At 41.3% G+C, this 25,978-nt stretch carries 24 protein-coding genes and 1 tRNA gene; 16 read left to right on the top strand and 9 right to left on the bottom strand.

Annotated elements, in window-relative coordinates; genetic code table 11:
* Positions 1-154 precede the first annotated feature (154 nt).
* Positions 155-1,951, top strand: coding sequence for a translation elongation factor 4 (gene lepA / locus HC175_RS12860; protein ID WP_168138913.1), 1,797 nt, complete (start codon positions 155-157; stop codon positions 1,949-1,951).
* 108 nt (positions 1,952-2,059) lie between these two features.
* Here the strand turns inward: lepA and HC175_RS12855 are convergent, their stop codons facing one another.
* Both HC175_RS12855 and HC175_RS12850 read right to left on the bottom strand, forming a co-directional pair.
* Positions 2,060-3,961 carry a cation:proton antiporter gene (locus tag HC175_RS12855; RefSeq protein WP_168138912.1) on the bottom strand — a complete coding sequence of 634 codons (1,902 nt, stop codon included), beginning with the start codon at positions 3,959-3,961 and terminating at the stop codon, positions 2,060-2,062.
* A 108-nt stretch (positions 3,962-4,069) separates the two neighbouring features.
* Entirely contained in the window at positions 4,070-6,097 is a 2,028-nt protein-coding gene (locus HC175_RS12850) for a cation:proton antiporter (RefSeq protein ID WP_168138911.1), read from the bottom strand.
* Between the two features lie 216 nt (positions 6,098-6,313).
* Between HC175_RS12850 and HC175_RS12845 the strand changes: the two genes are divergently transcribed.
* From HC175_RS12845 to HC175_RS12820, 6 genes are all read left to right on the top strand, one after another.
* Positions 6,314-8,098, top strand: coding sequence for a cation:proton antiporter (locus HC175_RS12845; RefSeq protein ID WP_168138910.1), 1,785 nt, complete (start codon positions 6,314-6,316; stop codon positions 8,096-8,098).
* Between the two features lie 36 nt (positions 8,099-8,134).
* Entirely contained in the window at positions 8,135-8,995 is an 861-nt protein-coding gene (locus HC175_RS12840; RefSeq protein WP_168138909.1) for an MBL fold metallo-hydrolase, read from the top strand.
* Positions 8,996-9,002: 7 nt separating this feature from the next.
* Positions 9,003-10,682 (top strand): S8 family peptidase, encoded by a 1,680-nt coding sequence (locus HC175_RS12835; protein ID WP_168138908.1) that lies wholly within the window; start codon positions 9,003-9,005, stop codon positions 10,680-10,682.
* Positions 10,683-10,687: 5 nt separating this feature from the next.
* Positions 10,688-12,523 carry a M1 family metallopeptidase gene (locus HC175_RS12830; RefSeq protein WP_168138907.1) on the top strand — a complete coding sequence of 612 codons (1,836 nt, stop codon included), beginning with the start codon at positions 10,688-10,690 and terminating at the stop codon, positions 12,521-12,523.
* 119 nt (positions 12,524-12,642) lie between these two features.
* Complete coding sequence (gene rnpA / locus HC175_RS12825; protein WP_168138906.1) at positions 12,643-13,041, top strand: ribonuclease P protein component; 399 nt, start codon at positions 12,643-12,645, stop codon at positions 13,039-13,041.
* Positions 13,022-14,656, top strand: coding sequence for a S41 family peptidase (locus HC175_RS12820; protein ID WP_168138905.1), 1,635 nt, complete (start codon positions 13,022-13,024; stop codon positions 14,654-14,656). Before rnpA ends, HC175_RS12820 begins: the two co-directional genes overlap by 20 nt.
* On the opposite strand, the gene HC175_RS12815 is transcribed toward HC175_RS12820, so the two are convergent.
* Together HC175_RS12815 and rpiB are read right to left on the bottom strand one after the other, a co-directional pair.
* Positions 14,653-15,093 carry a GNAT family N-acetyltransferase gene (locus tag HC175_RS12815; protein WP_168138904.1) on the bottom strand — a complete coding sequence of 147 codons (441 nt, stop codon included), beginning with the start codon at positions 15,091-15,093 and terminating at the stop codon, positions 14,653-14,655. The two genes, HC175_RS12820 and HC175_RS12815, sit on opposite strands and share 4 nt — an antisense overlap.
* Positions 15,094-15,095: 2 nt before the next feature.
* The gene (gene rpiB, locus HC175_RS12810) at positions 15,096-15,527 is read right to left on the bottom strand and encodes a ribose 5-phosphate isomerase B (protein WP_168138903.1); all 432 of its coding nucleotides are present in this window, start codon (positions 15,525-15,527) and stop codon (positions 15,096-15,098) included.
* Between the two features lie 118 nt (positions 15,528-15,645).
* Between rpiB and HC175_RS12805 the strand changes: the two genes are divergently transcribed.
* A complete protein-coding gene (locus HC175_RS12805; protein WP_168138902.1) occupies positions 15,646-15,924 on the top strand; it encodes a hypothetical protein in 279 nt (92 codons plus the stop codon).
* A gap of 124 nt (positions 15,925-16,048) precedes the next feature.
* Here the strand turns inward: HC175_RS12805 and HC175_RS12800 are convergent, their stop codons facing one another.
* Complete coding sequence (locus HC175_RS12800; protein ID WP_168138901.1) at positions 16,049-16,291, bottom strand: DUF2007 domain-containing protein; 243 nt, start codon at positions 16,289-16,291, stop codon at positions 16,049-16,051.
* 368 nt (positions 16,292-16,659) lie between these two features.
* On the opposite strand from HC175_RS12800, the gene rnr reads away from it, so the two are divergent.
* Genes rnr through HC175_RS12785 form a run of 3 tightly spaced genes read left to right on the top strand, consistent with a single transcriptional unit; the run spans position 16,660 to position 20,258 of the window.
* A complete protein-coding gene (gene rnr / locus HC175_RS12795) occupies positions 16,660-18,867 on the top strand; it encodes a ribonuclease R (protein WP_168138900.1) in 2,208 nt (735 codons plus the stop codon).
* Positions 18,857-19,525, top strand: coding sequence for a head GIN domain-containing protein (locus HC175_RS12790; RefSeq protein WP_168138899.1), 669 nt, complete (start codon positions 18,857-18,859; stop codon positions 19,523-19,525). The genes rnr and HC175_RS12790 overlap by 11 nt, the downstream gene beginning before the upstream one ends.
* 40 nt (positions 19,526-19,565) lie before the next feature.
* Positions 19,566-20,258 carry a LysE family translocator gene (locus HC175_RS12785; RefSeq protein WP_168138898.1) on the top strand — a complete coding sequence of 231 codons (693 nt, stop codon included), beginning with the start codon at positions 19,566-19,568 and terminating at the stop codon, positions 20,256-20,258.
* 188 nt (positions 20,259-20,446) lie between these two features.
* Here HC175_RS12785 and HC175_RS12780 read toward each other — a convergent pair.
* Both HC175_RS12780 and folB read right to left on the bottom strand, forming a co-directional pair.
* A tRNA-Cys gene (locus tag HC175_RS12780) sits at positions 20,447-20,517 on the bottom strand.
* Between the two features lie 82 nt (positions 20,518-20,599).
* A complete protein-coding gene (gene folB, locus HC175_RS12775; RefSeq protein WP_168138897.1) occupies positions 20,600-20,956 on the bottom strand; it encodes a dihydroneopterin aldolase in 357 nt (118 codons plus the stop codon).
* A 100-nt stretch (positions 20,957-21,056) separates the two neighbouring features.
* Here folB and HC175_RS12770 point away from each other — a divergent pair, with 100 nt between their 5' ends.
* The 4 genes from HC175_RS12770 (at position 21,057) to HC175_RS12755 (ending at position 23,995) form a co-directional block, all read left to right on the top strand.
* Positions 21,057-22,733, top strand: coding sequence for a glutamine--tRNA ligase/YqeY domain fusion protein (locus tag HC175_RS12770; protein ID WP_168138896.1), 1,677 nt, complete (start codon positions 21,057-21,059; stop codon positions 22,731-22,733).
* 131 nt (positions 22,734-22,864) lie between these two features.
* Entirely contained in the window at positions 22,865-23,335 is a 471-nt protein-coding gene (locus tag HC175_RS12765; RefSeq protein ID WP_168138895.1) for a YtxH domain-containing protein, read from the top strand.
* Between the two features lie 4 nt (positions 23,336-23,339).
* Complete coding sequence (locus HC175_RS12760; RefSeq protein WP_168138894.1) at positions 23,340-23,774, top strand: phage holin family protein; 435 nt, start codon at positions 23,340-23,342, stop codon at positions 23,772-23,774.
* On the top strand, positions 23,771-23,995 hold the full coding sequence (locus HC175_RS12755; RefSeq protein WP_168138893.1) for a DUF6327 family protein: 225 nt from the start codon (positions 23,771-23,773) through the stop codon (positions 23,993-23,995). The genes HC175_RS12760 and HC175_RS12755 overlap by 4 nt, the downstream gene beginning before the upstream one ends.
* Here HC175_RS12755 and HC175_RS12750 read toward each other — a convergent pair whose 3' ends face one another.
* On the bottom strand, positions 23,996-25,012 hold the full coding sequence (locus tag HC175_RS12750; protein ID WP_168138892.1) for an SPFH domain-containing protein: 1,017 nt from the start codon (positions 25,010-25,012) through the stop codon (positions 23,996-23,998).
* A 75-nt stretch (positions 25,013-25,087) separates the two neighbouring features.
* Between HC175_RS12750 and HC175_RS12745 the strand changes: the two genes are divergently transcribed.
* Positions 25,088-25,768 (top strand): hypothetical protein, encoded by a 681-nt coding sequence (locus tag HC175_RS12745; protein WP_168138891.1) that lies wholly within the window; start codon positions 25,088-25,090, stop codon positions 25,766-25,768.
* Between the two features lie 42 nt (positions 25,769-25,810).
* Here HC175_RS12745 and HC175_RS12740 read toward each other — a convergent pair.
* Positions 25,811-25,978 (bottom strand): integrase core domain-containing protein (locus HC175_RS12740; RefSeq protein WP_168138890.1); only part of this gene is annotated, 168 nt, incomplete at its 5' end.

Genomic DNA, 25,978 nt, shown 5'->3' with positions numbered 1-25,978 from the left:
AGCTTTATTTACTTTATGGAAGTTCCTGAAGAAGAGCGATTAAAAGCCATTTTTGACACCTTTTTCACAAAATGAAGTTTTCTTTAGAGGGCATTAAAAAAGACTATATTTGTATCCTTTAATTGAGAAGGAAATTTAAGCCTGAAACTGACACATGAAGAACATTCGGAATTTTTGCATCATTGCCCATATTGACCACGGAAAGAGTACGCTTGCCGACAGGCTGCTCGACGCCACAGGATCTGTGACCGACCGTGAGAAGCAGGAACAACTCCTGGACAGTATGGATTTGGAGCGGGAAAGAGGTATTACCATTAAAAGCCACGCTATACAAATGGACTATACCTATAAGGGAGAGCAATATATTCTGAATTTAATTGATACTCCCGGGCACGTGGATTTCTCTTACGAAGTTTCACGATCTATTGCAGCCTGTGAAGGTGCTCTTCTGGTTGTTGATGCAGCCCAGAGTATACAGGCACAGACCATTTCCAATCTGTATCTCGCTCTGGAAAATGACCTTGAGATCATTCCGGTACTCAACAAAGTGGACCTGCCAAGTGCAAATCCAGAAGAAGTAACAGATGACATCGTGGACCTGCTGGGATGCGATGCTTCAGATGTAATTCCGGCGAGTGCAAAGACCGGTCTGGGAATTGAAGAAATCCTTGCGGCCATCATTGAACGTATTCCGCCACCATCAGGTAAGGTTGATGCTCCTTTAAGAGCATTGATCTTTGATTCTGTATATAATCCCTTCCGAGGGGTGGAAACTTATTTCCGGGTCATTAACGGTTCCATCAAAAAAGGCCAGAATATCAAATTTGTGGCTACCAATAAAAATTATTTTGCCGATGAAGTTGGAACGCTGAGATTAAAGCAGTTTCCAAGAGAGGAGATCAAAACCGGAGATGTGGGATACCTCATCACCGGAATAAAAGAAGCAAAAGAAGTAAAAGTTGGAGATACCATTACCGATGCAAAACATCCAACTACCGAGGCTGTTCCAGGATTTGAAGACGTAAAACCCATGGTTTTTGCAGGGATCTATCCTGTAGATACCGAAGACTATGAAGATCTGCGAGCCTCCATGGAGAAACTGCAGCTAAATGATGCTTCCCTGGTCTTCGTCCCAGAAAGTTCGGCGGCACTGGGCTTTGGTTTCCGATGTGGATTCCTGGGTATGCTGCATTTAGAGATCATTCAGGAGCGTTTGGAGCGCGAGTTTGATATGACCGTGATCACCACGGTACCTAACGTGTCTTACCACGCTTATACGCATAAGAACAGAGATCAAGTGATCCTTGTTAATAACCCTACCGACTTGCCAGAGCCTTCGAGCCTTGACCGGGTGGAGGAACCTTTTATCAAGGCTACCATTATTACGAAATCTGATTTTGTAGGGCCGGTAATGTCACTTTGTATAGAAAAACGTGGCCAGATCACAAATCAAACCTACCTCACTACAGACAGGGTGGAGCTGTCTTTTGATATGCCACTCGCCGAGATCGTATTCGATTTCTACGACCGTTTAAAAACAGTTTCCAAAGGCTACGCTTCCTTTGATTATTCTCCTATTGGAATGCGCGCTTCAAAGCTTGTAAAAGTAGACGTGCTGCTGAATGGAAACGTAGTAGATGCACTTTCTGCCTTGTTACACGTAGATAACGCCTACGACATTGGAAAGAAAATGTGTGAGAAGCTGAAAGAACTCATCCCGAGACAACAGTTTGATATTCCGATCCAGGCAGCTATTGGCGCGAAGATCATCGCACGTGAAACCGTTAAGGCACTGCGAAAGGACGTAACAGCCAAATGTTATGGTGGAGATATTTCTAGAAAGAGAAAACTTCTTGAAAAGCAGAAAAAAGGAAAGAAAAGAATGCGCCAGGTAGGAAATGTGGAGATTCCGCAGGAAGCTTTCATGGCAGTTCTTAAGCTCAACGACTAGACCTGAAGGTCAAAAAAGAAAGTGCTTCAAAAATGTCATTTTTGAAGCACTTTCTTTTTTGGTAAATTTTTGGAGCAGCCACACTTCGGGTGAATGCCCTCAAATTTATTAGTGGTTTTGCTTTTCTCTTTCAGTTTCCAGGTCGTCTACAGCTTCATTGTAACTTTCTTTGGTCTCTTCTCTATTGATCTCCTTCGTGATCTTTTTTCCAAGATACACCAGCTTAGAACCTTCAGAGATCTGCACTTCAGCGCTGTGAGAAGGGATGATGCGAAGATTGCCATCTGGTGACTTTACAAACAGCGGAATGATTTCAGCATCACTCTTAGAGATCTCCAGGAGACCCTGGTAATGTTCCTTGCTGTTCAACCTGGTCTCATGAATATCGGCAAACTTCCGGGCTACTTCAGTAAGCTTGATATAATCATCTGTATGGGAAAATAAACCTTCGGAAGGATTGACTTCAGGATCGTTCATTTCATCTGAAGAAATAAGCCGAAACGCACCTTTTTCCCCAAACTGCTTCTGAAATTTATTGATTGCCGTCTTATTAATATCGCTGTTCCCGGTCATGGCCATTAAGTACCCTACATCATTGAGCTCAATATTGTTGAGAAGGTCATCCTGGTATACACTGCCTTCGATCGCTTCCAGGCCAAGGTCTTTGGCCTTGTAGACATTGTCGGCATTATTATCTACGAGCACTACATGCCTTCCGTTATCGTGAAGGTATTTTGCTATTAAGCGCGAGCTGGAAGAGGCTCCAATAATGAGAATTCCTTCCGCATTTTTTATAAATACTCCTACCAGCCTCGCAAAGATTCTCGCTGTGGTAGCATTCAGCAGAACAGAGAATAATACGATCATAAAGACCAGAGGCGTTATGAATTCGGCACCCTCCACTCCTTCTCTCACCAGTTTCAATCCGAAGAGCGAGGCGATACCAGCGGCAACGATACCCCGCGGCCCTACCCAGCTTATAAAGATCTTCTCATTCCATCTAAGGCCGGAATTAATGGAACTAAGCCACACTCCCAGCGGCCGCACAATGAGCATCACTACTCCAAACAATAACAGGGCCTTCCAGTTATAGATCAACATTAATTCGCTGTATTCTATGTTTGCTGCCAGCAGAATGAAAAGGATGGAGATCAACAGTACACTTAGAGATTCCTTGAAATAAAGCAACTCCTTGATGTTTGGAAGGTTTTGATTTCCCATGACCATCCCCATTACCACCACTGCAAGCAGTCCGCTTTCATGGGCGAAAATATCGGCCAGGACAAAGACTCCCAATACCGTGGCCAGCGTGAACACGTTGAGCAGGTAATGCGGAATGATATTGCGTTTGATGAGCTGGGCCAGGATATGAGCAAAGGTGAATCCGAAAGTGAACCCGAACAGCAGGATCTTTCCGAATTCTGTCAAGGCTGTACGCGTGAAATCCTGACCGCCTTCCACCATAATGAACTCATACATCAATACCGCGATCAATGCACCTATAGGATCAATAAGAATTCCCTCCCATTTTAAAATGGAAGAAACATGTTTTTTTAAAGGGATATTTCTAAGAATTGGCGAAATTACTGTGGGACCCGTTACAATGATAAGAGAGGAGAACAGAAAGGAGATCTGCCAGGAAAAGCCATAGATAAAATGCGCTGCCAGTCCTGCCCCAAAGAAGGTCACGACCACGCCCACGCTTATAAGTTTTATGATTACCGGACCGATATTCCCAATCTCACTCTTGCGCAGCGTCAAACCTCCTTCGAAAAGGATAATGGCAATAGCAAGGGAAACAAAATAAAAGAGACTTTCCCCCGGAAAAATACCGACTTCCCCGTTCCAGATTGGCTCCAGCCATTTGGAACCATCGTCTGTAAATAAAGTGGATAAAGGACCCACTAGTAATCCTATTAAAATAAGAGGCAAAATTGCTGGAGTTTTTGTTTTCCATGCAACCCACTGGGCCAGAATTCCTAATATCACCAGACCGGCTAATTCAACCATTTGTATTTTGTTTTAGAGAATCAAATTTTCGAACATTAGCTTCTCCTGCTGTTCAAAAGTGGGATAAAATAGTAAAAACTAATGGAAGAAACTTTGAAATTGCCTTTTTTAAGGATAAACTATGATCCTGCTTTTGTCAAAAAAGTATTTTTCAAGTTTCGCCGGAATTGTAGAAAGGACATTTTGATAGGAATTCGACCCTTTTCGAGCCGAGATGAGGATCACAATATCTTCCTCCTGCATATCCCTGCCCAGGATAAGGAAATCATTCCATTCAGAAAAGATCTTGTAATGCAGCGGCGTGTCTGTTTTAAGTTCTTTTAACCGAGCTGCAATAGCCTTTCGGGTGGCTTCGGTGCAGTTCATCACCACCGGAACGCTGAGTTCTTTCGATAATATATCTACCTTTTTAAGCCAAAGAAGGAAGCCGGGTTCCAATTCGGCGAGAGCAGGAGCAATGACAAAGATCCTTTTATGGGTTGCCAGGGGCCTGCCAAAATGTGTGATAAATGAAGTTTTAGTATTGGCAGCAATGATGCGCTCCATTTTCTTCCCAATGAGCTTATCCATAAGACCTTTGTCTGATGGCCATCCAAAAATGATCAAATCGGCAATGATTTCCTTTGATTTTCGAGCGATCCCCTGGGCCACATTTTGATCTATGGTAGTATGTATGGTCACTTCAGCCTCTGCTGCCGAAGCCTGGGCAACAAAATCTTCCAGTTTACTGGTTGCCCGGGCAATGTTGATCTCTGCCTCAGCATTATTAGGTACTACAGAGAGGATGGAAATGGGATTGGGTGAGGATTTATCCTTTATGAGAATGGCAAACTCCAGCAGCTTATCGAAATTCAGGATGTTAGCAATTGGCAGAAGAATGGTTTCATTTTGAAAAGCTTCAGTTTTCCTCACTTCTGCGGAAATATTCTTTTCCATTTCAGCTTTCAGTTTCGTTGCAGCCATTTGCGTGGCCAGAGTTGCAACAATAGAAGTTACAAGAATGAGAATAATGGTACCATTAAGGATGTTTTCATCAATGATGCCGGCATTAAATCCCACAATAATTACGGCAAGCGTTGCCGCGGCATGACCACTACTTAGTCCAAAAATTACCTTGCGTTGCGCTGCAGTGTACTTAAAAACTACCTGTGTAAAAAACGATGCCAGCCATTTTCCCAGAATTGCGACCACGCTCAAAGTACCGGCAACGATCAAGGCTGTGGGCCCGCTGAAGATCACGCTTATGTCTACCAGCATACCTACACTTATAAGGAAAAATGGGATAAAAAGGGCGTTTCCAATGAATTCTATACGATTCATCAAGGCCGAAGAATGGGGAATGAGCCTGTTTAAGGCGAGCCCCGCAAGAAAGGCCCCGATTATGGGCTCTACTCCTGCAAGTTCAGCTAAAAAAGCAGCGATAAAGACTACAGTAAGCACAAAAATGTAATGCGAATGCTTCTCGTTTTCCATTTTTGTAAAGAACCATTTGGCAATCCTGGGGACGAGCAGGAACAAAATGGCTGCAAACACACTTAGAGAAATTCCCAGTCTCTGCCAAAAAGCAGCATCAAGAGTGCCCTCATGATTTCCCATTATCACAGCAAGAACTATAAGCACCGCTGTATCTGTAAGTATAGTTCCGCCCACCGTGATAGCTACTGCCTCGTTCTTGGATACTTTGAGCTTACTCACAATGGGATAAGCGAGCAAGGTGTGAGTTGCAAACATACTGGCCGTTAAAAAGCTGGCATTGAAATCATAGTTGAGCAGATAATAACAAACCGGAAATCCAATTCCCAGGGGAATAATAAATGTGAAGAACCCAAACAGAAAACTCTTGTTCCTATTGGCCTTGAACTGGTTCATATCCAGTTCCAGACCCGCTATGAACATGATGTAAAGAAGACCTATCGTGGAGAAGAGGTCTACTGCCGAATTCTGTTCTAAAATTCCGGTTCCAAAAGGACCTATGAGAATTCCGGAAAGGATAAGAATGATTATTCCCGGAATATTCAGCCGTTTCAACACAACAGGAGAAATAAGGATGATCAAAAGAATGAGAGAGAATACCAACACCGGATTACTTAGTGGCAGCTCAAATTCATGCTTTACGATCTCGAGAAATTCATTCATTAAATGTTGTGTTAATAAAAATTAAAAATAGTAGATATTGCGACCTAAAAAACTAAATACTTCCCAAAAATGTTATTTTTAAGGGATTTTTAGGAAAATATGAAAATCGAGACACGTCTTCTTTTATAAAAATTCTCTATTTTCTTTCCCCCTTTAAAAAAGTAGCGGTTCACAAGCAAATATTCACTTGGTCTGCATTGCATTAAACCCTCTGTTATGGAAGAATTCAACATTCTCAACTTACTCATTATACTGGCCGGAGCCTGGGTAGGAGGTGCTGCGGCAAAAAGAATGGGTTATCCTGCCATTTTAGGAGAACTTGTTATAGGGATCATTCTTGGGCCTGCCTTACTGGGAGTGCTGGAGACTTCAGAAATGATCAGTGTTCTCGCTGAAGTAGGCATCATCCTGCTGATGGTCTACATAGGGATGGAAATAAATTTCCGGGATCTCGGAAAAGCGTCGTGGCCCGGACTACTGGCAGCAATTGGAGGCTTTATTGTGCCTTTTGCGCTTGGTTATTATACCATCATTTATTTTGGCGGCACCCAAATGGCTGCTGTTTTCGTGGCTATAGCTGTAGGGGTTACATCTTTGGCAACAAAGAGCAGGATCCTCGTAGACCTTAAATTGCTCAATACTAGGATCGCCTATGTCTTGATGGCAGGGGCTTTAATATCCGATACGCTGGCGCTTATCATCTTTGCAGGAATGATGAGCTTTGTAGATGCCGGGAATATTGACACCCTTGGTATTATATGGGTAGCAGGAAAAGCCATTCTCTTTTTTATACTCACTGCCTTGGCTGGTATCTACCTTCTCCCGCTGCTGGGAAAAGCGCTAAGCCGGGCAAAGATCAAAGATCGCACCCTTCACTTCACTCTCATTCTGATTATTGTCTTTGGTTTTGCTGAACTCGCAGAACTGGCAGGGCTGCACAGTATTCTTGGTGCCTTTATGGCGGGATTGTTCATCAGGGATGGAGTTTTCAACCGACAGATCTCAAAGGAGATCAATGATATATTCCATGATGTTTCCATAGGTTTTCTTGCGCCAATTTTCTTTGTTTCGGCGGGTTTTAACGTCACCTTAGACATTTTCCAGACCGATTTACTGATGTTAATTGCAGTGACATTGGTAGCCATGGTAGGGAAAATAGGGGGAACAGCGTTGTTTTACCTTCCCAGCGGTTACGGTTGGCGCGAAGGAATAACAGTAGGCACGGGAATGAACGGAAGAGGAGCTGTGGAGATCATCATTGCAGGAATAGGCCTGGAGATGGGGATCATTTCACCAGAGATCTTTTCCATTCTTGTGTTTATGGCCATTTTCACGACTTTGACAGTTCCTGTTTTTCTCACCTGGACCACAAAATGGCTCAAAAAAAGAGGCGAACTTATTCACCAGGAATCTCGGAAAGGATTTCTTATTCTGGGGGCAAATCCATTGGGAATTTACCTCGCTAAACATTTGCAGGAACAGGATGAGGTCACTATTGTTGATGCTAACAGGGACATGGTTGAAATTGCAAAACGAGAAGGACTAGATTGTGTTATGGGAAATATACTCAAGGAAGAAACTATGGAGCAGGCCGGCGCTATTGACAAGGGTAGTTTCCTGGCGTTAACAGCAAACAGCGAGATCAATTTATTAGCTGCACAACTGGCCAATAATTCCTTTTATATTCCGAAGAAGATCGTGCTTATGGATCCGAAGGAATCGGGCGCGGGAGTAGATATGTTGGATAGAATTGATGCCTCATCAATGTTCGCAACCAAGACCAAACTGGAACCCTGGAGCTATAAGATCAGTCAGCGGCAGGTGCAGGAAGTCGAAGAGGAAATCGAAGAGGAAATGTCGACAAGGCAGTGGATTAAACAACAAAAGCAGGATGAAAAAGAGATTCTTCCACTTTTGATCGTGAATCCCGAAGGGCGCAAAAGGCCATTCCATTTTCACGACACCATTAGCCCCGGTGAAAAAATAATATATTTACGGTGAATTAATCCGAAAGTATAACAAAGCATTTTATCGTAAATGAAATTATATCCTATTGAAGCCGGAAATTTTAAACTGGATGGAGGCGCTATGTTTGGCGTAGTCCCGAAGTCTCTATGGAATAAAACCAATCCGGCAGACGAGAACAACATGATAGATATAGCTGCTACCTGCCTGCTTATTGAGGATGGGGAGCGTCTCATTCTCGTAGATACGGGTATGGGCGATAAGCAAAGTGAAAAATTCTTTGGCTATTACTATTTGTGGGGAAATGATAATCTCGATAGATCTCTTCAGAAATATGGCTTTACCCGAGATGACATTACCGATGTTTTTATGACGCATCTTCACTTTGATCATTGTGGAGGAAGCGTCAAATGGAATAAGGACCGTACCGGATATGAGCCTGCCTTTAAAAATGCCAGGTTCTGGAGCAATGAAGAACACTGGGAATGGGCAACCAAACCTAATGCCCGGGAAAAAGCCTCCTTTTTAAAAGAAAATATCCTGCCGATGCAGGAAAGCGGACAACTGAATTTCATCAAAAGACAGGGAGGAGCTTTCCAGGAGTCGTCTGAGCTCGATTTCGGAATTCTTTTTGTAGATGGCCATACAGACAAGCAGATGATCCCGCATATTAAATATCAGGGTCGTACTTTGGTTTTTATGGCAGACCTGCTACCGACTGCCGGCCATTTGCCTTTGCCTTTTGTTATGGGATATGATACCCGCCCCTTATTGACCTTGCCCGAAAAACAAGCATTTCTGGAAAGAGCTGCCCGTGAAGATTACCTGTTATTCCTGGAACACGATGCTCACAACAAAGTGATTAGTGTCAAGGAAACAGAGAAAGGAATACGATTAAATGAAATATATAAATTCGATGAACTTTTTAACTAGAAAAAATATGAAAATACCAATTTACAGACCCTTGCTGGTTGCCGGTCTGGCAGCTGCAATGGCAGGCTGTGGTAGTTCTGCCCCTGCGATAGTTTCAACCCCAATTGAGAATATTGATGAAATCCCATTAAAGGTCTCAGAACTTACAGATGTGCAGCTTCAGGGCTGGGGCGGGGCCGATCTTATTAGCGATACCATTCCTGGAATGAGCGTGAAAAAAGCCTACAATGAGATCATTAAAAACAATAAAGGTAAAAAGGTCATTGTAGCTGTTATAGACAGTGGTGTAGATATAGAACACGAAGATCTGGACGGAGTGATCTGGACCAATCCCAATGAAAGACCTAATAATGGGATTGATGACGATAAAAATGGGTATGTAGATGATATGCATGGCTGGAACTTTTTGGGCGATGCCGTAAAAGAGAATCTGGAATACACCCGAATCCTTAAAAAACTAAGACCAAAATTCAATGGAGTACCCGCCGGAGCTGTTAAGCCCGAAGATCAGCAGGAATTTGAACTTTATCAAAGAGCTAAGGCCGAGTATGACAAAGAGTACAACGAGGCTATGGGCCTTAAGAACCAATATGAGGGCATTGTTCAGCAGTTAAAAGTATCTCATGAAGCAGTTTCAAAACAACTGGGAAAAGAGAACTATACGGTGGATGAGCTTCGCGAAATGCAGGCAACTACCGAAGAAATGCAGCAGTACAAAGGTTTTCTTATTCAGGTAATGAGCAATGTGGAAGGAACAATTCCTGAAGCAATTACACAGTTGCAGGAAGCTATTTCCTATTTTGACGGAAGACTTGCTACACATTTCAATCTTGATCTTGATGGCCGGGCTGTTGTTGGTGACGACGTGGACGATATTACCGATACCAACTATGGAAACAACAATGTTATGGGCCCAACCCCAGATAAGGAAGATCTGAAACACGGTACCCACGTTGCCGGGATCATTGCTGCGGAAAGAAATAATAATACCGGAATTGACGGTGTCGCCAACAATGTAGAGATCATGGTGCTAAGAGCAGTACCCGATGGGGATGAGTATGACAAGGACATCGCCCTTGCCATTCGCTATGCAGTAGATAATGGCGCGAGCATTATCAACACCAGCTTCGGAAAGTATTTCTCTACACATCCAGAGTGGGTAAGAGATGCTATTAAGTACGCCGATAAGAATGACGTGCTTATAGTAAATGCTGCCGGAAACGAGGGGATCAACCTTGACCAGAATGCGGTATATCCTAATGATCAGGATCCAAAGAACCCACAGGAAATATCAGAAAATTTCTTGACTGTTGGTGCTTTGAATTATAAATATGGATCAGGTTTGATCGCAGGATTTTCGAACTTCGGAAAAACAAATGTTGATGTCTTTGCTCCAGGTACCAAGATCTGGTCAACTACACCAAATAACGAGTATGAATACCTGCAGGGAACATCTATGGCAGCACCTGCTGTAGCAGGGATTGCAGCAATGATTAGGTCTTACTTCCCAAAACTTTCTGATTATGAAGTGAAACGAGTGATCATGGAAAGCGGTTTATCCACTAACGCAACTGTGATTATTGGCGGTGAACCTTCTAACACTAAAAGATTCTCTGAACTATCTACATCGGGAAAAATGGCAAATCTTTACAACGCCTTAATTATGGCAGATAAAATTTCAAATTAATAAATATGAAGAAAGGAATAATAGCACTGGCATTTTTAGCATGCCTTGGAGTTAACGCTCAGAACAATACTTCCTACTGGCAGCAGGAGGCAAATTACAAGATGAACGTTGACATGAATGTGAAAAACTTCCAGTACACCGGTGAGCAGGAACTGGAATACACAAACAATTCACCAGATACCTTAAAAAGGGTATTTTATCACCTCTTTTTTAATGCTTTTCAACCCGGAAGTGAGATGGATGTTCGCTCCCGTACCATTGCCGATGCAGACCCCCGGGTTGGTGACAGGATCTCAAAACTTACGCCTGCACAACAAGGATTCCTGAAGGTAAATACACTTACCAAAAACGGAAAACCCCTTCAATTTGAAGAGGTGGGAACAGTGCTGGAGGTAGAGCTTGATACCCCCATCCTACCTGGTCAAAAAGTGAATTTTTCGATGAAATTTGCAGGACAGGTCCCTGAGCAAATTCGAAGATCTGGAAGAAACAGCAGTGAAGGTGTTGCGCTTTCCATGACCCAGTGGTTTCCAAAAATGGCTGAATACGATTTTGAAGGCTGGCATGCCGATCCATATATAGGCCGGGAATGGCATGGCGTATGGGGCGATTATGATGTAAAGATAGCTATCGACAAAAATTATGTACTTGGAGCCTCGGGAGTTCTACAGAATCCAAACGAAATTGGTCACGGTTATGAAGATGAAGGGGTGCAAGTAAAGCGTAAGAAAGGCGATAAACTCACCTGGCATTTTGTAGCCGAAGATGTGCTGGACTTTGCCTGGGCAGCAGATCCTGAATATATTCACGACAAGCGTACTGCCAGTGATGGTACCGTGCTGCACTTTTTGTATAAAAACAAACCAGAGATCAAGGAGAATTGGAAGAATCTTCAGCCTAAAACCGAAGAATTACTTCTTTTCTTTAACGAAAATATTGGTCCGTATCCATGGCCACAGTACAGCGTAATTCAAGGCGGTGATGGCGGAATGGAATATGCCATGCTCACTTTGATCACCGGAGAAAGGAACTTTGGAAGCTTAGTAGGAGTAACTGCCCACGAACTTGCTCACGCCTGGTTTCAGCATCTTTTAGCTACCAACGAGAGTAAGCATGAATGGATGGATGAAGGCTTCACCAGCTATATTTCAGATTTGGCGATGAACGAGGTCATGGACATGAATGAAGAAAATCCTTTTACCGGCTCTTACCGCAGCTATATGAGACTCGCGAATTCAGGAGTTGAACAACCACAAACCACTCATGCCGACAGGTACACTTTCAATGCTGCATATGGAGCTTCAGCCTATTCAAAAGGATCAGTATTCCTGTCCCAGTTAGGGTACGTCATTGGAGAAGAAAACCTGAAGAAAACGCTTAAGAGGTATTATGACGAATGGAAATTCAAGCATCCTACACCTAATGACTTTATTCGCGTTGCCGAAAAAGTATCTGGGGCAGAACTGGACTGGTATCTTACTGACTGGACCAGAACCACGAATAAAATAGATTACGGTATACAGGCTGTTGAAGAAGAAGGAGATAAAACTCGTGTAGTACTGCAAAGAATAGGGGAGATGCCAATGCCAATTGAGCTTTCTGTTACCTATACAGATGGTACTTCAGAAGAGATCTACATCCCTCTGCAAATGATGAGACAGCACAAGCCAGGTTTTACCGAAGAGCAGACTAAGGAAGACTGGGCCTGGGCCTATCCAACCTATTCCTTCACGCTTAACAAACCAAAGGCACAGGTAAGTAATATAGCTATTGATCCCAGCGGAATGATGGCAGATGCTAATATGGATAATAATGTCTTTCCAAAACAGGAAAAAGAATAGGTTCCAAAAATGTCATTTTAAAGCCCCTTCTCTGGAAGGGGTTTTTTTATTATTCAGGACCAGATCATAACCGATTTAAAAAATGACTTCCGCTAAAGAATTATCAATAATTTTACTGCATGGATCAAAGCTTCGGAAAAAAAGAAAAACTTAAAAGTAAACTGCTTATTGACCAGCTATTTTCAGAAGGAACGTCAGTCAAAAAATATCCTTTACGACTGGTTTATCTTCCGAAGGGAAAAGCAACAGATGAAAAGAACAGGATAGCCGTCTCTGTTCCAAAAAGATCTTTTAAAAAAGCGGTTGACAGGATGAAATTAAAACGGCTGATGAGAGAGGCCTATAGAAAAAATAAGTATCTTGTTACCAATAAATTAGCTGCTTCATACGCTATAATGATCATTTACACTGGCAGGGAAATGATGGATTATTCCACAATTTTCCAGGCTACGGAAGAACTCCTCAAAAAATTTGTGCAGCAAGAAAAAGGGAAGGACAATGAAAAAGACATACTCTAAAATAGCATTTTTGGCAGCCATTCCTGTGCTGTTCTTTACAAGCCTTGGCTTTAAATCTGATTTCTTTGAAATAGCCAAACAGCTGGAGATCTTTACCACACTTTTCAAAGAACTCAATATGAATTATGTTGATGAGACGAATCCAGCAGAGCTCATGGATACTGCAATCAATGCCATGCTGGAAGATCTTGATCCTTATACACATTACTGGAATGAACAGGAGGTACAGGCCGCCCGCATCGATAATGCCAGTGAATACACCGGGATAGGTGCTACTGTGGGGATAAAGGCCGATAAAATTGTCATTTTAGAACCCTATAAGGATTATCCTGCAGATAAGGCGGGACTCAAAGCAGGAGATGAGATCATCAAGATTGGAAATATTGAGGTTGCCAATTTTGAAGAAGATGCGGGAGAACTGCTCAAGGGGGCGCCAAATACAAAGGTGGAGCTAAGTTATAAACGCAGGGGAGAACTAAAAACTACCACCCTTACGCGTGGGGCAGTGGAAATAAAAGCCGTTCCTTATTACAAATTACTGGAAGACAAAACAGCATATATTGTACTTTCACAATTTAACCGTAATGCTTCTGCAGAAACTATTAAGGCTTTAAAAGAACTCAAAAGTGAGGGTGCAGAAAAGGTAATTTTAGACCTTCGTGGCAATCCGGGAGGTCTGCTTTCGGAAGCTATAAATGTCACCAATATTTTTGTTCCCGAAAATGAATTGATCACCAGCACAAAATCGGCAGTAGAGAAATACAATCAGGCATTTTCGACAACGAGAAAACCTGTTGACACAGAAATTCCGCTGGTAGTACTGGTAAATGGCCGCAGTGCATCTGCGAGTGAGATCGTTGCAGGCGCTTTACAGGATCTTGATCGTGCCGTGATCATTGGTGCCCGCAGCTTTGGAAAAGGCCTTGTACAACGTCCTAAGGAGCTTACGTACGGCACGCAGTTAAAGGTGACCATTTCCCGCTATTATACTCCCAGTGGCCGATGTATACAGGCCTTAGATTACAGGGAACGTGATAAGGAAGGCAATGCCCGCAGAATTGCCTCAAAAGATTACAACGAATTTAAAACCAGAAATGGCAGAAATGTTTACGATGGCGGCGGAATTTTACCAGATATTAAGTTAGAAACTTCTGAATTTAGTGATATTACAAATGCAATCCTTCAGGAAAATGCCATTTTTGACTTTGCTACTCAGTACTATTATTCACATGAGTTGAAAACTCCTGAAGCCTTTGATTTTACAGATGAAGATTATTCCAATTTTTTAAAATACCTGGAAACCAGGAATTTTGAATTTAAAACTTCTACAGAAAAAGCCATGGAAGAGGTAGTGACAGCGGCAGAAGAAGAAGGTTATCAACAGGAGCTTTCAGGAGAAATAAAGAATATTCAGAAGAGAATTTCAGATGCTAAAAAACAGGCACTCATTACAAAGAAGTCAGAAATAAGAAGCCTGCTATCTGAAGAGATCATCAAAAGATATTTTTACAAAGAAGGATTATACGAATACTACGTGAAGAAAAATCCTGAGATCATAAAAGCAAAGGAAATCCTTAATGACCAGCAGGCTTATAAGAAAATATTAAAAGCTTAAAATCTTAGCATTGCTATATGGGGAATGCCATCTTCTAAATATCCTTCTCCTATTTGTTCAAAGCCATGGCTTTCATAGAACCTGATGAGGTAGGTTTGGGCAGAAAGCTTGATTGATGTGGTTTGATAGTGTTCTTTTATGGCTTTTATGGATGCTTCAAGAATTTGATGTCCATAATTTTTTTTCCGGCTATTTTCGTGTACCACAACTCTTCCTATGGCCGCTTCCTCAAAATATACTCCGGGAGGAAAGAGACGGGTATACGCGACCAGCTTGCTATTTTCGAAGCCCAAAACATGAAGCGCTTTCTGATCCTTTCCATCAATGTCCTGGTAAACACAATCCTGTTCTACAACAAATACTTCGGCTCGCAGTCGTAGAATTTCATATAGTTCATGGATATCAAGCTCCTTAAAATTCTTTACAATTATCTCCATATCTAGCTGCAGGCGATCTTTTCAACCCGGCGGCTGTGTCGGCCTCCCGCAAATTCCGTGTCCAGAAAGATGGCTACCATTTCTACAGCCTGTTCCTTTGAAGTGAATCGTGCGGGAATGCTTAGAATATTTGCATCATTGTGTTCCCTTGCTAAAGCCGCGATCTCCTTTGTCCAGCATAATGCCGATCTTACGGCCTGGTGCTTGTTGGCAGTCATATTAGCTCCATTTCCGCTACCGCAGATGATGATTCCAAAATCAACTTTCTTCTCTTCCACATCTTTGGCGACGGGATGAACAAAATCTGGATAATCTACACTTGCGTCACTATCTGTACCGTGATTAATAACTTCGATGTTTCTGGATTTCAGGAATTCTGAAACAGCGTTTTTATAACCTGTACCAGCGTGGTCATTTCCAATTGATATTTTCATAAGTGTAGTTTTAAAGCGTATACAAAGGTAAAAATTCCCTTTATCAACTGCTATTTATCCAATTGTTAATTAAATGTTACAACACCTTTATTTTTAAGCTTTTATAAAAGTAGAAATTTTGTTCATAAAAGCAGGCGAAAAAATCAAAAGGAAATTTGGTAATGTCCCGGGAATTAGCAATACCAAAGAAACTGCGAGATATGAAAATTTTAGCTCTCCTTTTTTCTGGGAAGTTTTAAGCAACAAAAAGCAGGTTCTAAACATTAAAAAAATGTTAAGTTGTCAAGAACGAGCTTTCACATTTCGTTATGAACAGTTGTTAAGAAAAAGTAAAATTCTTTTAGAAATCAGGGCTTTAAAACAAGGATATCCTGTTCATAAAATGTTCTCTGAATGATTTCACTTTTCAAAGCAAGTAAAAGTTCAAAAAGTTATGCTACATATCAACAGCCTATAATACATCAACATTTTAATTTTTTAAAAAAGAAAGAAAAAGAAGTATTTAATATAACTGTTGACAACTAAACGATCTTTAATGGAGAGGAGAAGTCATTAAAGGTATCTATGATATGCTGAGCTCTTTCCTTATCCAGCTCATGTACTTTTAGTTTAATACCTCCCAGGGCATTTGAATAGAAAGGGAAAACCCCAACCATGGTCTCATTCTGGAAAAAGAATCGTATACGTTCCTGTTCCAGCAAAAGCTTCAGTACCGAGTATTCGTGAGGATAAGTGAAAACGGCAAGGGTTATAAAATCTTTCATAGTATTATGTTACTATTAAAGATATTACTTTTCTGCTAAGAGGAAATATCTATATCGTCTGAGGAAGGGAGGTTCCTGGGGTTATTCAGAGAGTAGTTGATGGAAGTGACAAAACTGAGGACTCCAACTAAGAAGATCAGTATAAAAATGAGTGTAATTTTTGTGGATTTACTCATAATTCCGGAGTTTCCTTTAAGGAAGCTATAGAACAAATTTAGTATAATTTTAAGAGTAATTATAATTTTATGTTAAAACAATGTTGCCATTATTTTAAATTTTGCCTATAAAACAATTGGAGAAGAGGGAAATTGGTTTAAATTCAAGTGGATGTTAATAATAAGACTTAATTTTAGCGCTTAATATATCAAATGAGCAGAAACAAAAAGAATAAAGGAAAATCTCCTGGCCTTGAAAGTGTGACCCAACATGTATTGGGAATTATGAGGAAAGAGGCAGGAGCTATTTTCAATTACAAGCAGATTGCAGCAAAAATGGGAGTGGATGATCCCTCCAGCAGGAATAAGATCATTAGAACGCTTGCTCAACTTGCTGCTAAGAAAAAAATTGAAGAAGTAGAAAGAGGAAAGTTCAGACTTAATGCAGGGGTTGATTACTTCCACGGCATTCTCGACATGACTGCTAAAGGAAGTGGTTATGTTGTGGTCGAAGAACTTGAGGAGGATGTTTTTATACCCTCTGGAAATATTAATAAGGCTTTTGACGGAGATAAGGTTGAAATTTATATTTATAAAAGCCGCCGCAATAAGAAATCTGAAGGAGAAATAACCAAGATCCTGGAACGCAAGAAAACGCGATTCGTGGGCGTGCTTCAGCTACAGGAGAATTTCGGATTTGTAGCCATTCCCGATGGAAAGATGTACACCGATATCTTTGTTCAGAAAAACAAGATTGGAGAGGCAAAAGATGGTGATAAAGTAGTCGTCGAAATGGAAGAGTGGCCAGAAAAGGCTGATTCTCCTTTTGGAAAAGTTGTACAGGTTCTGGGTAGACCTGGTGAACATCAGACTGAAATTCATTCGATCCTTGCACAATACGGTTTACCACATGAATTTCCTGCAGAAGTTGAGAACTTTGCCCAGGGCATAGATACTAGCATTCAGGAAGAAGAGATCAAGAACCGCAGAGATATGCGGGAGACCCTTACTTTTACTATAGATCCAAAAGACGCTAAGGATTTTGATGATGCCTTGAGTTTTAAGGAACTGGAGAATGGAAATTTCGAAATAGGAATCCATATTGCCGATGTTTCTCACTACGTAAAACCTGGTACGATACTCGATGAAGAAGCATATAATCGTGCCACCTCTGTCTACCTCGTTGACAGGGTAGTACCAATGCTTCCCGAAATTCTTTCAAACAACGCGTGTTCTTTGAGACCCAATGAAGAGAAGTATACCTTTTCGGCTGTTTTTGAAATGACGGCCAAAGGGGAAGTGAAAGAGCAGTGGTTTGGAAGAACGGTAACCTATTCTGATGCACGTTTTGCTTATGAGGAGGCGCAGTACATTATTGAAACTACTGGTGGCGACATTCCGGCAGAGATATCTCTTACCGGAGAATCTTATCTTGTAGATGACAAGATCGTTTCTGCAGTACTTAAGATGAATGAGATCGCCGAAGTGATGCGGAAAAAAAGAATGGGTGAAGGTGCCATTTCTTTTGATAAGGTGGAGGTCAAATTCGAATTGGACGAAAAAAACGATCCTATTGGGGTCTTCTTTAAAACTTCCAAAGAAGCTAACAAGCTTATTGAGGAATTTATGCTCCTGGCCAATAAAAAGGTTGCAGAATTCATTGGAAAACAAAAGCCAAAAAAGACCTTCGTGTACAGATGTCACGATGAGCCAGATGATGATAAACTGGCGGCACTTCAGTCTCTGGTGAGCAAATTTGGTCATAAATTAAATCTGAAGGATCAGAAACAGATCAGTAAATCTTTGAACAGTCTTCTGGAGAATGTTCAGGGGAAAAAGGAGCAGAACCTTATAGATACGCTTACCATTCGAACGATGAGTAAAGCCTATTACAGCACCGAAAACATAGGACACTACGGATTGGCTTTTAGCCATTATTCTCATTTTACATCACCCATTAGGAGGTATCCCGATGTCATGGCTCACCGTTTACTTCAGCAATACCTGGACAACGAAAAATCGGCAGCCGAAGAAGAATACGAAGCTAAGTGCCAGCACAGCAGTAATATGGAAAGTCTCGCAACAAACGCCGAAAGAGATTCCATAAAATACATGCAGATTAAATTTATGCAAGATCACAATGATGAGGAGTTTTTAGGCGTTATTTCCGGAGTGACCGAATGGGGGATATATGTGGAAATTATTGCCAACAAGTGTGAAGGTATGGTGAGACTTAGGGATATCAGGGAAGATCATTTTGATTTTGATCCTGAGCAATATGCGATCATTGGCCGCAAGACCAATAAAATTTACCAGTTGGGTGACGAAGTTTATGTGACTGTAAAGAATGCCGATCTTGTAAAGAGGCATCTCGATTTTAACTTAGTAGGAACAAAAGAAGATGTAGAAAATGAAACTTAAATTCTGTTTACAGGTAATTTTATTTCTCTTTTCAGTCTCTGCCATGGCGCAGGATGTTAAGGAAGACCTTGGAAATTTCACCGAGGTTAAGGTTTTTAACGGGCTTGAGGTACAGTTGATACCTTCCGGTACGAACAGGATCGAGATCACGGGCCATAGTAAGGAAGAAGTGAAGTATGAGATTAACGGCAACAGGCTCGAAGTAAGGCTAAAGTTGAATAATCTCTGGTCAAAAGACAACACGAAAATTACCATTTTTGGAAGGTCTATTGAGATCATTGATGCCAATGAAGGTTCAGTTGTTGAAGTAACGGGTGATTTGGAAGGAGAAGAGCTCACTTTTAGAGTTCAGGAAGGTGCGAATATTGGGGCACATGTAAAAGGCCGTAAGATCGTCTCTAAAGCAGTTACCGGTGGAAAATTAAAACTCTCCGGGAAAGCTACTGAGCAGGAGGTGGAAATCAACACTGGAGGTCACTTCTATGGAAGGGATCTTCAAACAAAAGATACAGAAATTAGTGCTGGTACTGCCGGTAAAGGCGAGGTGTATGCAAGTGAATATGTAAAGGCATCTGCAAGTTTAGGCGGTACTGTGGAGATCTTTGGAAGGCCCAAGGAGGTAGATACTAAAACCAGCCTTGGAGGTAGAATTTTCTAAGTAAAGTAAAATTCTATCTTTGTGTTTTTAAAATATCTGGATGTTTCAGGATATACTGGCTGCAATTCCCTTAGGATTTTTTCTTGCTTTTTTATTAGGGCCTGTATTTTTCGTACTTCTCGAAACTGCTGCTATAAAAGGATTTAGAGCAGCAATTTCTTTTGATATGGGCGTTATCTTTGCCGATATCATTTTCCTTTTGATCGCTTATTTAAGTACAACTAAGCTCCTCAACCGCATTAAGGATGATCCTGCCTTGTTTGTTTTTGGCGGCGGACTCCTGGTTACCTACGGAATTATTCAGTTTATCCAGAATAAAAAGGTGCTGCAACACGAAGAAGTTCCCGAGATTCAGAAGCTGAATAAAAGAGATTACCTGGGCCTTGCAGCAAAGGGGTTTTTGCTGAATTTTATCAATATTGGAGTATTGGGTTTCTGGCTGGGTTTGATCATTGTTTTTGGTCCGCAAATGGAAATGGAAACCAACAGGATGATCGTCTTTTTCAGCACTGTTCTAGGCACCTACTTCATCATTGATATATTCAAGATCCTGGCCGCCAAAAAACTGAATCAAAAGCTCACGCCAAGCCGTATATACAACGTGAAACGGGCAATAAGTATTATTCTTGTCATCTTCGGAATCTTTCTTATTGCACAAGGCCTGGTGCCGCAGGAAATGAACCAGATTCAGGAGCAGATCGATAATATCACGCCTGAAAGCACCGGTGTCTAAATTCAATCATTCCAGTAAATAATTCAGTAAATTATTCCTGTCAAAAATGCCTTTTTTGACATCTCTTCGTGAAAGGTTTTCTCTATTCCCAGAGAGGATCAATATGGTTTTTATTAGCTGAAGTAAATTGAAATAGAACTAAAAGTTCTTAAAATAAAAAAGCCCCTTTAAAAAAGGAGCTTTTTGAGAGGCATCGAGCGGATTCGAACCGCTGTACAAGCTTTTGCAGAGCTCTGCCTAGCCACTCGGCCACGATGCCGTTATTCTTACGGAAGGCAAATGTAATAAAATTTCTCTTTTTGAGGCCATGCTTTTGCCTCTCTGGGAGAATTAACAAAATTTTACCTGCTTTTGCTTCTTCTCACACTTACCATAGCAACATTTCCACCAATTGGAGGATTGATCTTAGAAACATCTACCGTCACTTTCTGCACTATTAACAGCTCCTCCATCACCCGATTCAGAATTCTTTCGGCTACGGTTTCCAGAAGCTTAGAGCGAATCGCCATTTCTTCCTTGACGATCTTATTGAGATGTACGTAGTCAATGGTGTCTTTAAGCGCATCGGTCTTTGCAGATAAAGAAAGGTCTCCCTTTACCTTAAGGTCAACCCGATAGTCACTGCCAATTTGCCCTTCCTCTTCCAGGCAGCCGTGATAGGCAAAGATTTTAATATTTCTGAGTCTAATACTTCCCAAAACCAGATTTTTTGCGAAGATAGGAACAATTCAGAAGACATAGGTACAGCGGCGGAAATGATGTTTATTTTCTGTAATTTTGCCACTTCAATTTTATATTATGGCTGAAGAAAAAAGATCCCTCAATTTTATTGAGCAAATTATTGAAGACGATCTCAAGAATGACTATAAAAAAGAAGAGCTGCAGTTCCGGTTTCCTCCAGAACCTAACGGTTATTTACATATTGGACACGCCTCTTCCATTTGTCTAAATTTCGGGCTGGGAGAGAAGTACCAGGCACCAGTAAATCTAAGGTTTGACGATACCAATCCCATAAAGGAGGAGCAGGAGTATGTTGATGCTATTAAACGAGATGTGGAATGGCTGGGCTTCAAATGGGCCAAGGAATGTTATGCCTCAGATTATTTTCAGCAGTTATACGACTGGGCAGTAATGCTCATAGAATCTGGAGATGCATATGTTGACAGTCAGCCTTCAGCAGCTATTGCAGAACAGAAAGGAACACCTACCCAACCTGGAACCAACAGTCCATTCCGCGATCGTTCCGTAGAAGAAAATCTAAAACTTTTCAGAAAGATGAAAGATGGGGAGACCCAGGAGGGAGAACATGTGTTGCGAGCTAAAATTGATATGGCCTCCAAAAATATGCTCATGCGTGATCCAGTTATGTACAGAACCTTGCACCGCAAGCATCACCGCACGGGCAATGACTGGATGATCTATCCCCTGTATGACTGGGCTCACGGGCAAAGTGATTATATAGAATCTGTATCTCATTCGTTCTGTACCCTTGAGTTTTTGCCACACCGGGAATTGTACAACTGGTTCCTTGAAAAAATAAGTTCAGAAGAAGATTTCAGGCCTAAACAAAGGGAATTTGCACGCCGTAATCTTAGCCATACCATTGTGAGTAAAAGGAAGCTTTTACATCTTGTTGAAAAAGGGATTGTGAATTCCTGGGATGATCCAAGAATGCCCACAATTTCGGGCTTGAGAAGAAGAGGTTATACTCCGGAATCCATTCGGAAATTTGCGGAAACTATAGGGATCGCCAAAAGAGAAAATATCATTGATGTATCGCTTCTGGAATTCTGTATAAGAGAAGACCTGAATAAGACCGCCCCTCGGGTGATGGCAGTGCTGGATCCTGTAAAGCTGGTAATCACCAATTACCCTGAAGACGGGGAAGAGTGGCTGGAAGCAGAAAACAATCCTGAAGATGAAAATGCAGGGTCAAGAGAAATTCCTTTTTCAAGAGAACTGTACATTGAACAGGAAGATTTCAAGGAAGAGGCAAACAGGAAATTTTTCAGGTTAACTTTAGGTAAGGAAGTAAGGCTTAAAAATGCTTATATCATCAAGGCAGAAGAGGTGATAAAGGATGAGCAGGGAAATATAAAAGAGATCCACTGTACCTACGATCCCAAAAGCCGTAGTGGAAGCGGAACCGAAGAATCTATGCGCAAGGTGAAAGGAACCTTGCACTGGGTTTCAGCTAAACATGCTGTTGAGGCAGAGGTAAGGCTTTATGACCGACTTTTTAGCGTAGAATCTCCAGATGCCGATAAGGAAAAGGATTTTCTGGAATTCCTGAATCCAGATTCTTTAAAAGTGATCAATGCTTTTATAGAACCTGGGTTAAAGGATGCCAGGCCCATGGATCAATTCCAATTCCAAAGATTAGGATATTTTAACGTTGATAAAGAAAGTACAGAAGAGCGTCTTGTATTCAATCGTACAGTGAGCCTGAGAGATTCCTGGGCCGGCAAGAATTAGAGTGGTGCACGGTTTTTTCCAATTAAGAATATTTTAGCATTGGATTTTGGATATTAACCGGTTATTAACAGCCCCACAGGCGGCATTGAGCTATATTTGGTTGTAGTATTAATCTTAACAATCGATAAATCATGGCAAAATCAGGAAGTACATTTTTAGCATTACTAACCGGGGCAGCAATAGGTGCAGGCCTGGGAATGTTATATGCACCTGAGAGTGGGGAGGAAACCAGGAGAAAACTGGGTGAAAACGCCAGAAGAACTCAGGATGATCTCAACAGGCGTTACAAGGAAACCTCTTCAAACCTTAGTCAAAAAGCAAGGCAGGCCAAATCTGATTTCGAACAGAGACTGGAAGAAACTTTATCTTCTGCAAGTTATAAAGCTGATGATATCTTAAGCAGCCTCGAATCAAAACTTGAGGAACTTAAACGTCAGAATGCGCGGTTTCAGAAAGATCGCGATGACAGCAGAGTAGCTAGTGGAAGTAATGGTACTGGAAAGAGCAAATCTTCCAAAAATGACGATATTGACGATAGCGTAGCCTCAAAAAAAAATAAGAAAGGTGCTTCCGGAAGTGCCTCAGATAATGCTGTAGCATAAACGTATGGCATTCGAAAGAATATCAGATAATTTACAGGAGTTAAACGAAAACATCAAAAGCTTCGCTCAAAGCAGTGCGGAGTACTATAAACTGGATTTGTTTAACAAAACCATGAAAGGAGCTACTGCCACGATTAAAGGAGTGGCAATAGCTTTTTTTGGTTTATTTGCTCTATTGTTCATTTCTATAGCAGTCGCTGTTGCAATTAGCGATTGGCTGGAAGCTCCAAGCAGCGGATTCTTTATCGTAGCTGGAATATATCTTCTTTTAGCTTTATTCTTCGTTTTCTTTGGCAGTAAGGTCCTCACAAGTGCTTTGCTACCACCTGCTTCAAAAAAGTTCTTTGAAGAGCCTGAAAACGATTCAAAACCTGCTCATCCGGAATTCACGCCGCAAAAAGACTTCGAAACAGACGAAATCATTATTAAGAATAAATGAGAGAATATAAGAACTTTGACGAAATTGAAAGAGACCTCAAGCTCCTCAAGCTCCAGAAGGAGATTGATAAGGAAAAGGTGGTGCTAAGCTATAATCTCGCCAAAGAAAGTCTTTCTCCAAAAAGGATCTTCAAAAGTGCTGCGGGTAGCATTTTTAAGAATGCTCTTATTCTTAAAGGCACTACTTCGGTATTAGGTTTTATTGGGGACAGGTGGAAGTAATTAAACTTCCGGGTTATCCTCATTTTCGTCTTTTTCTGGCAGTTCCTGCCTAGTTTCTCTTTTCTTTTTTTCTAATTTTTCCTTTCTTTTTTGCTCTCTTAGTGCATTTTCCTTTTTCATGGCTTCCCCAATTTGATTGGAAGCTGTAAAGGATGCGATCATATTATTGAGCATATCACTTCCGGTTTGTGGGGAATTAGGTAAAAGGATGAGGTTACTCTGGGTCTCTTCTCCAAGAGATTGAAGGGTGTCATAATGTTGAGTAACCACAATTAAAGCAGAAGCTTCCTGGGAGTTGATGCCTACATTGTTAAGCACATCCACACTTTCTTCTAACCCACGTGCAATTTCACGGCGCTGGTCGGCAATTCCCTGACCTTGTAGACGTTTACTTTCGGCTTCTGCACGGGCTTTTGCGACGATCTTGATCCTTTCGGCTTCAGCCTCATATTCTGCCGCCACTTTTTCTCTTTCAGAAGCATTGATCCTGTTCATCGCGGCTTTCACCTGTATATCGGGATCTATATCTGTCACCAGAGTTTTAATGATGTCATAGCCGTATTCTTCCATAGCTTCATTCAATTCTCTTTTTACCGCAATTGCTATATCATCTTTTCTTTCAAATACATCATCCAGTTTCATTTTTGGAACCTCTGCACGTACCACGTCAAAGACGTAAGAAGTTATCTGGTCATGTGAGTTTTCCAATTTGTAAAAGGCGTCATAGACTCGTGCCGCAATAACCTGGAACTGAACAGAGATCTTTAATTTTACGAAAACATCATCTTTGGTCTTCGTTTCAACAAGTACGTCCAGTTGCTGAACCTTAAGGTTGATCCTCCCGGCGATCTGATCTATTACCGGAACTTTAAAATGGAGTCCGCTGTTGCTAATTCGCTGGAACTTTCCGAAGCGTTCTAAAATTGCAGCAGTTTGTTGTTTTACTGTAAAAATCCCAGAAAAAAGGACTACTAAGGCAAAGACTATTAAAAGAGCAGTTAAAATTGTGGAGATCATTTTGTGAAGTTTAATTTTAACGAAAGATATAAAATTAAACCCCTACATTTAGCCATTATTCTTAAATTCGGATTTATGGATTTGAAGAAAATCTTTCTCTTCGCTCTTATCGCAATCTTTTCATTTACCGCAGAAGCGCAACGGCGTATGTGGGACGGAGAATACAACCGTCCTGGTTTACAGGCTGGTGCCAACTATTTTAATATTGTCACAAATGATCTTCCTGTGACTCCAAAGCTCAGTTGGATGGCGGGTTTTACCACGAGGGCATCCTTTTACAATGATTTTCAGTTTGTCTATGGTATCAATTTTTATGATTTTAAACTGGATATTGAAGGCAGGGAGAAGCTTGAATTGACATCACCCAGCCAGGCTATAGAATATAACATGATAGGAGTGCAGGGTAACTTCTTTGCCAGCTATAAACTTTACGAACATTATCTAAGTGTGGAGACGGGACCAGTGGTACAGGTGAATGGGAAACTTGACGCCAGGCAGGACAAGGAGCTATGGTATCTGGCCAATTACAACATCAATGCTATTGATATTGAAAAGATCTCAACTTTTAATGTGAATTTTGCAGTTGGCGCAAGTGGCGGATTCGAATCTGTAAAGTTTTGGGTTCAATATCAGTATGGCCTGAATAATATGCTGAAAGGCCTGGAAGATGAGGATCTTCAGGAAAAAGATGCAGGTTTCACCAATCCAAAAGGTCACATGAGCATGTTAGCCGCCGGAATTACAATGTTCCTATAGCGGGACAAAAATCTGTGTCGTCCTAAAATAGGTTGACAGTTTTTAAATAAAAAATTTAGATAGACCTGTGGAGTTTTCTTCACAGGTTTTTTCATGAATAAAGTTAGGCGTTTTCATTTGAAGACTCAAGTGTGGCCTATCATTATTATATGTTTCTATTGATTCTTTTATCAGAAGCTCGAGTTCCTTACCAGTATTGCATTTATTGAT

The organism is Salinimicrobium oceani (genome assembly GCF_012037645.1).
This window is presented reverse-complemented; position numbering and strand designations above follow the sequence as displayed.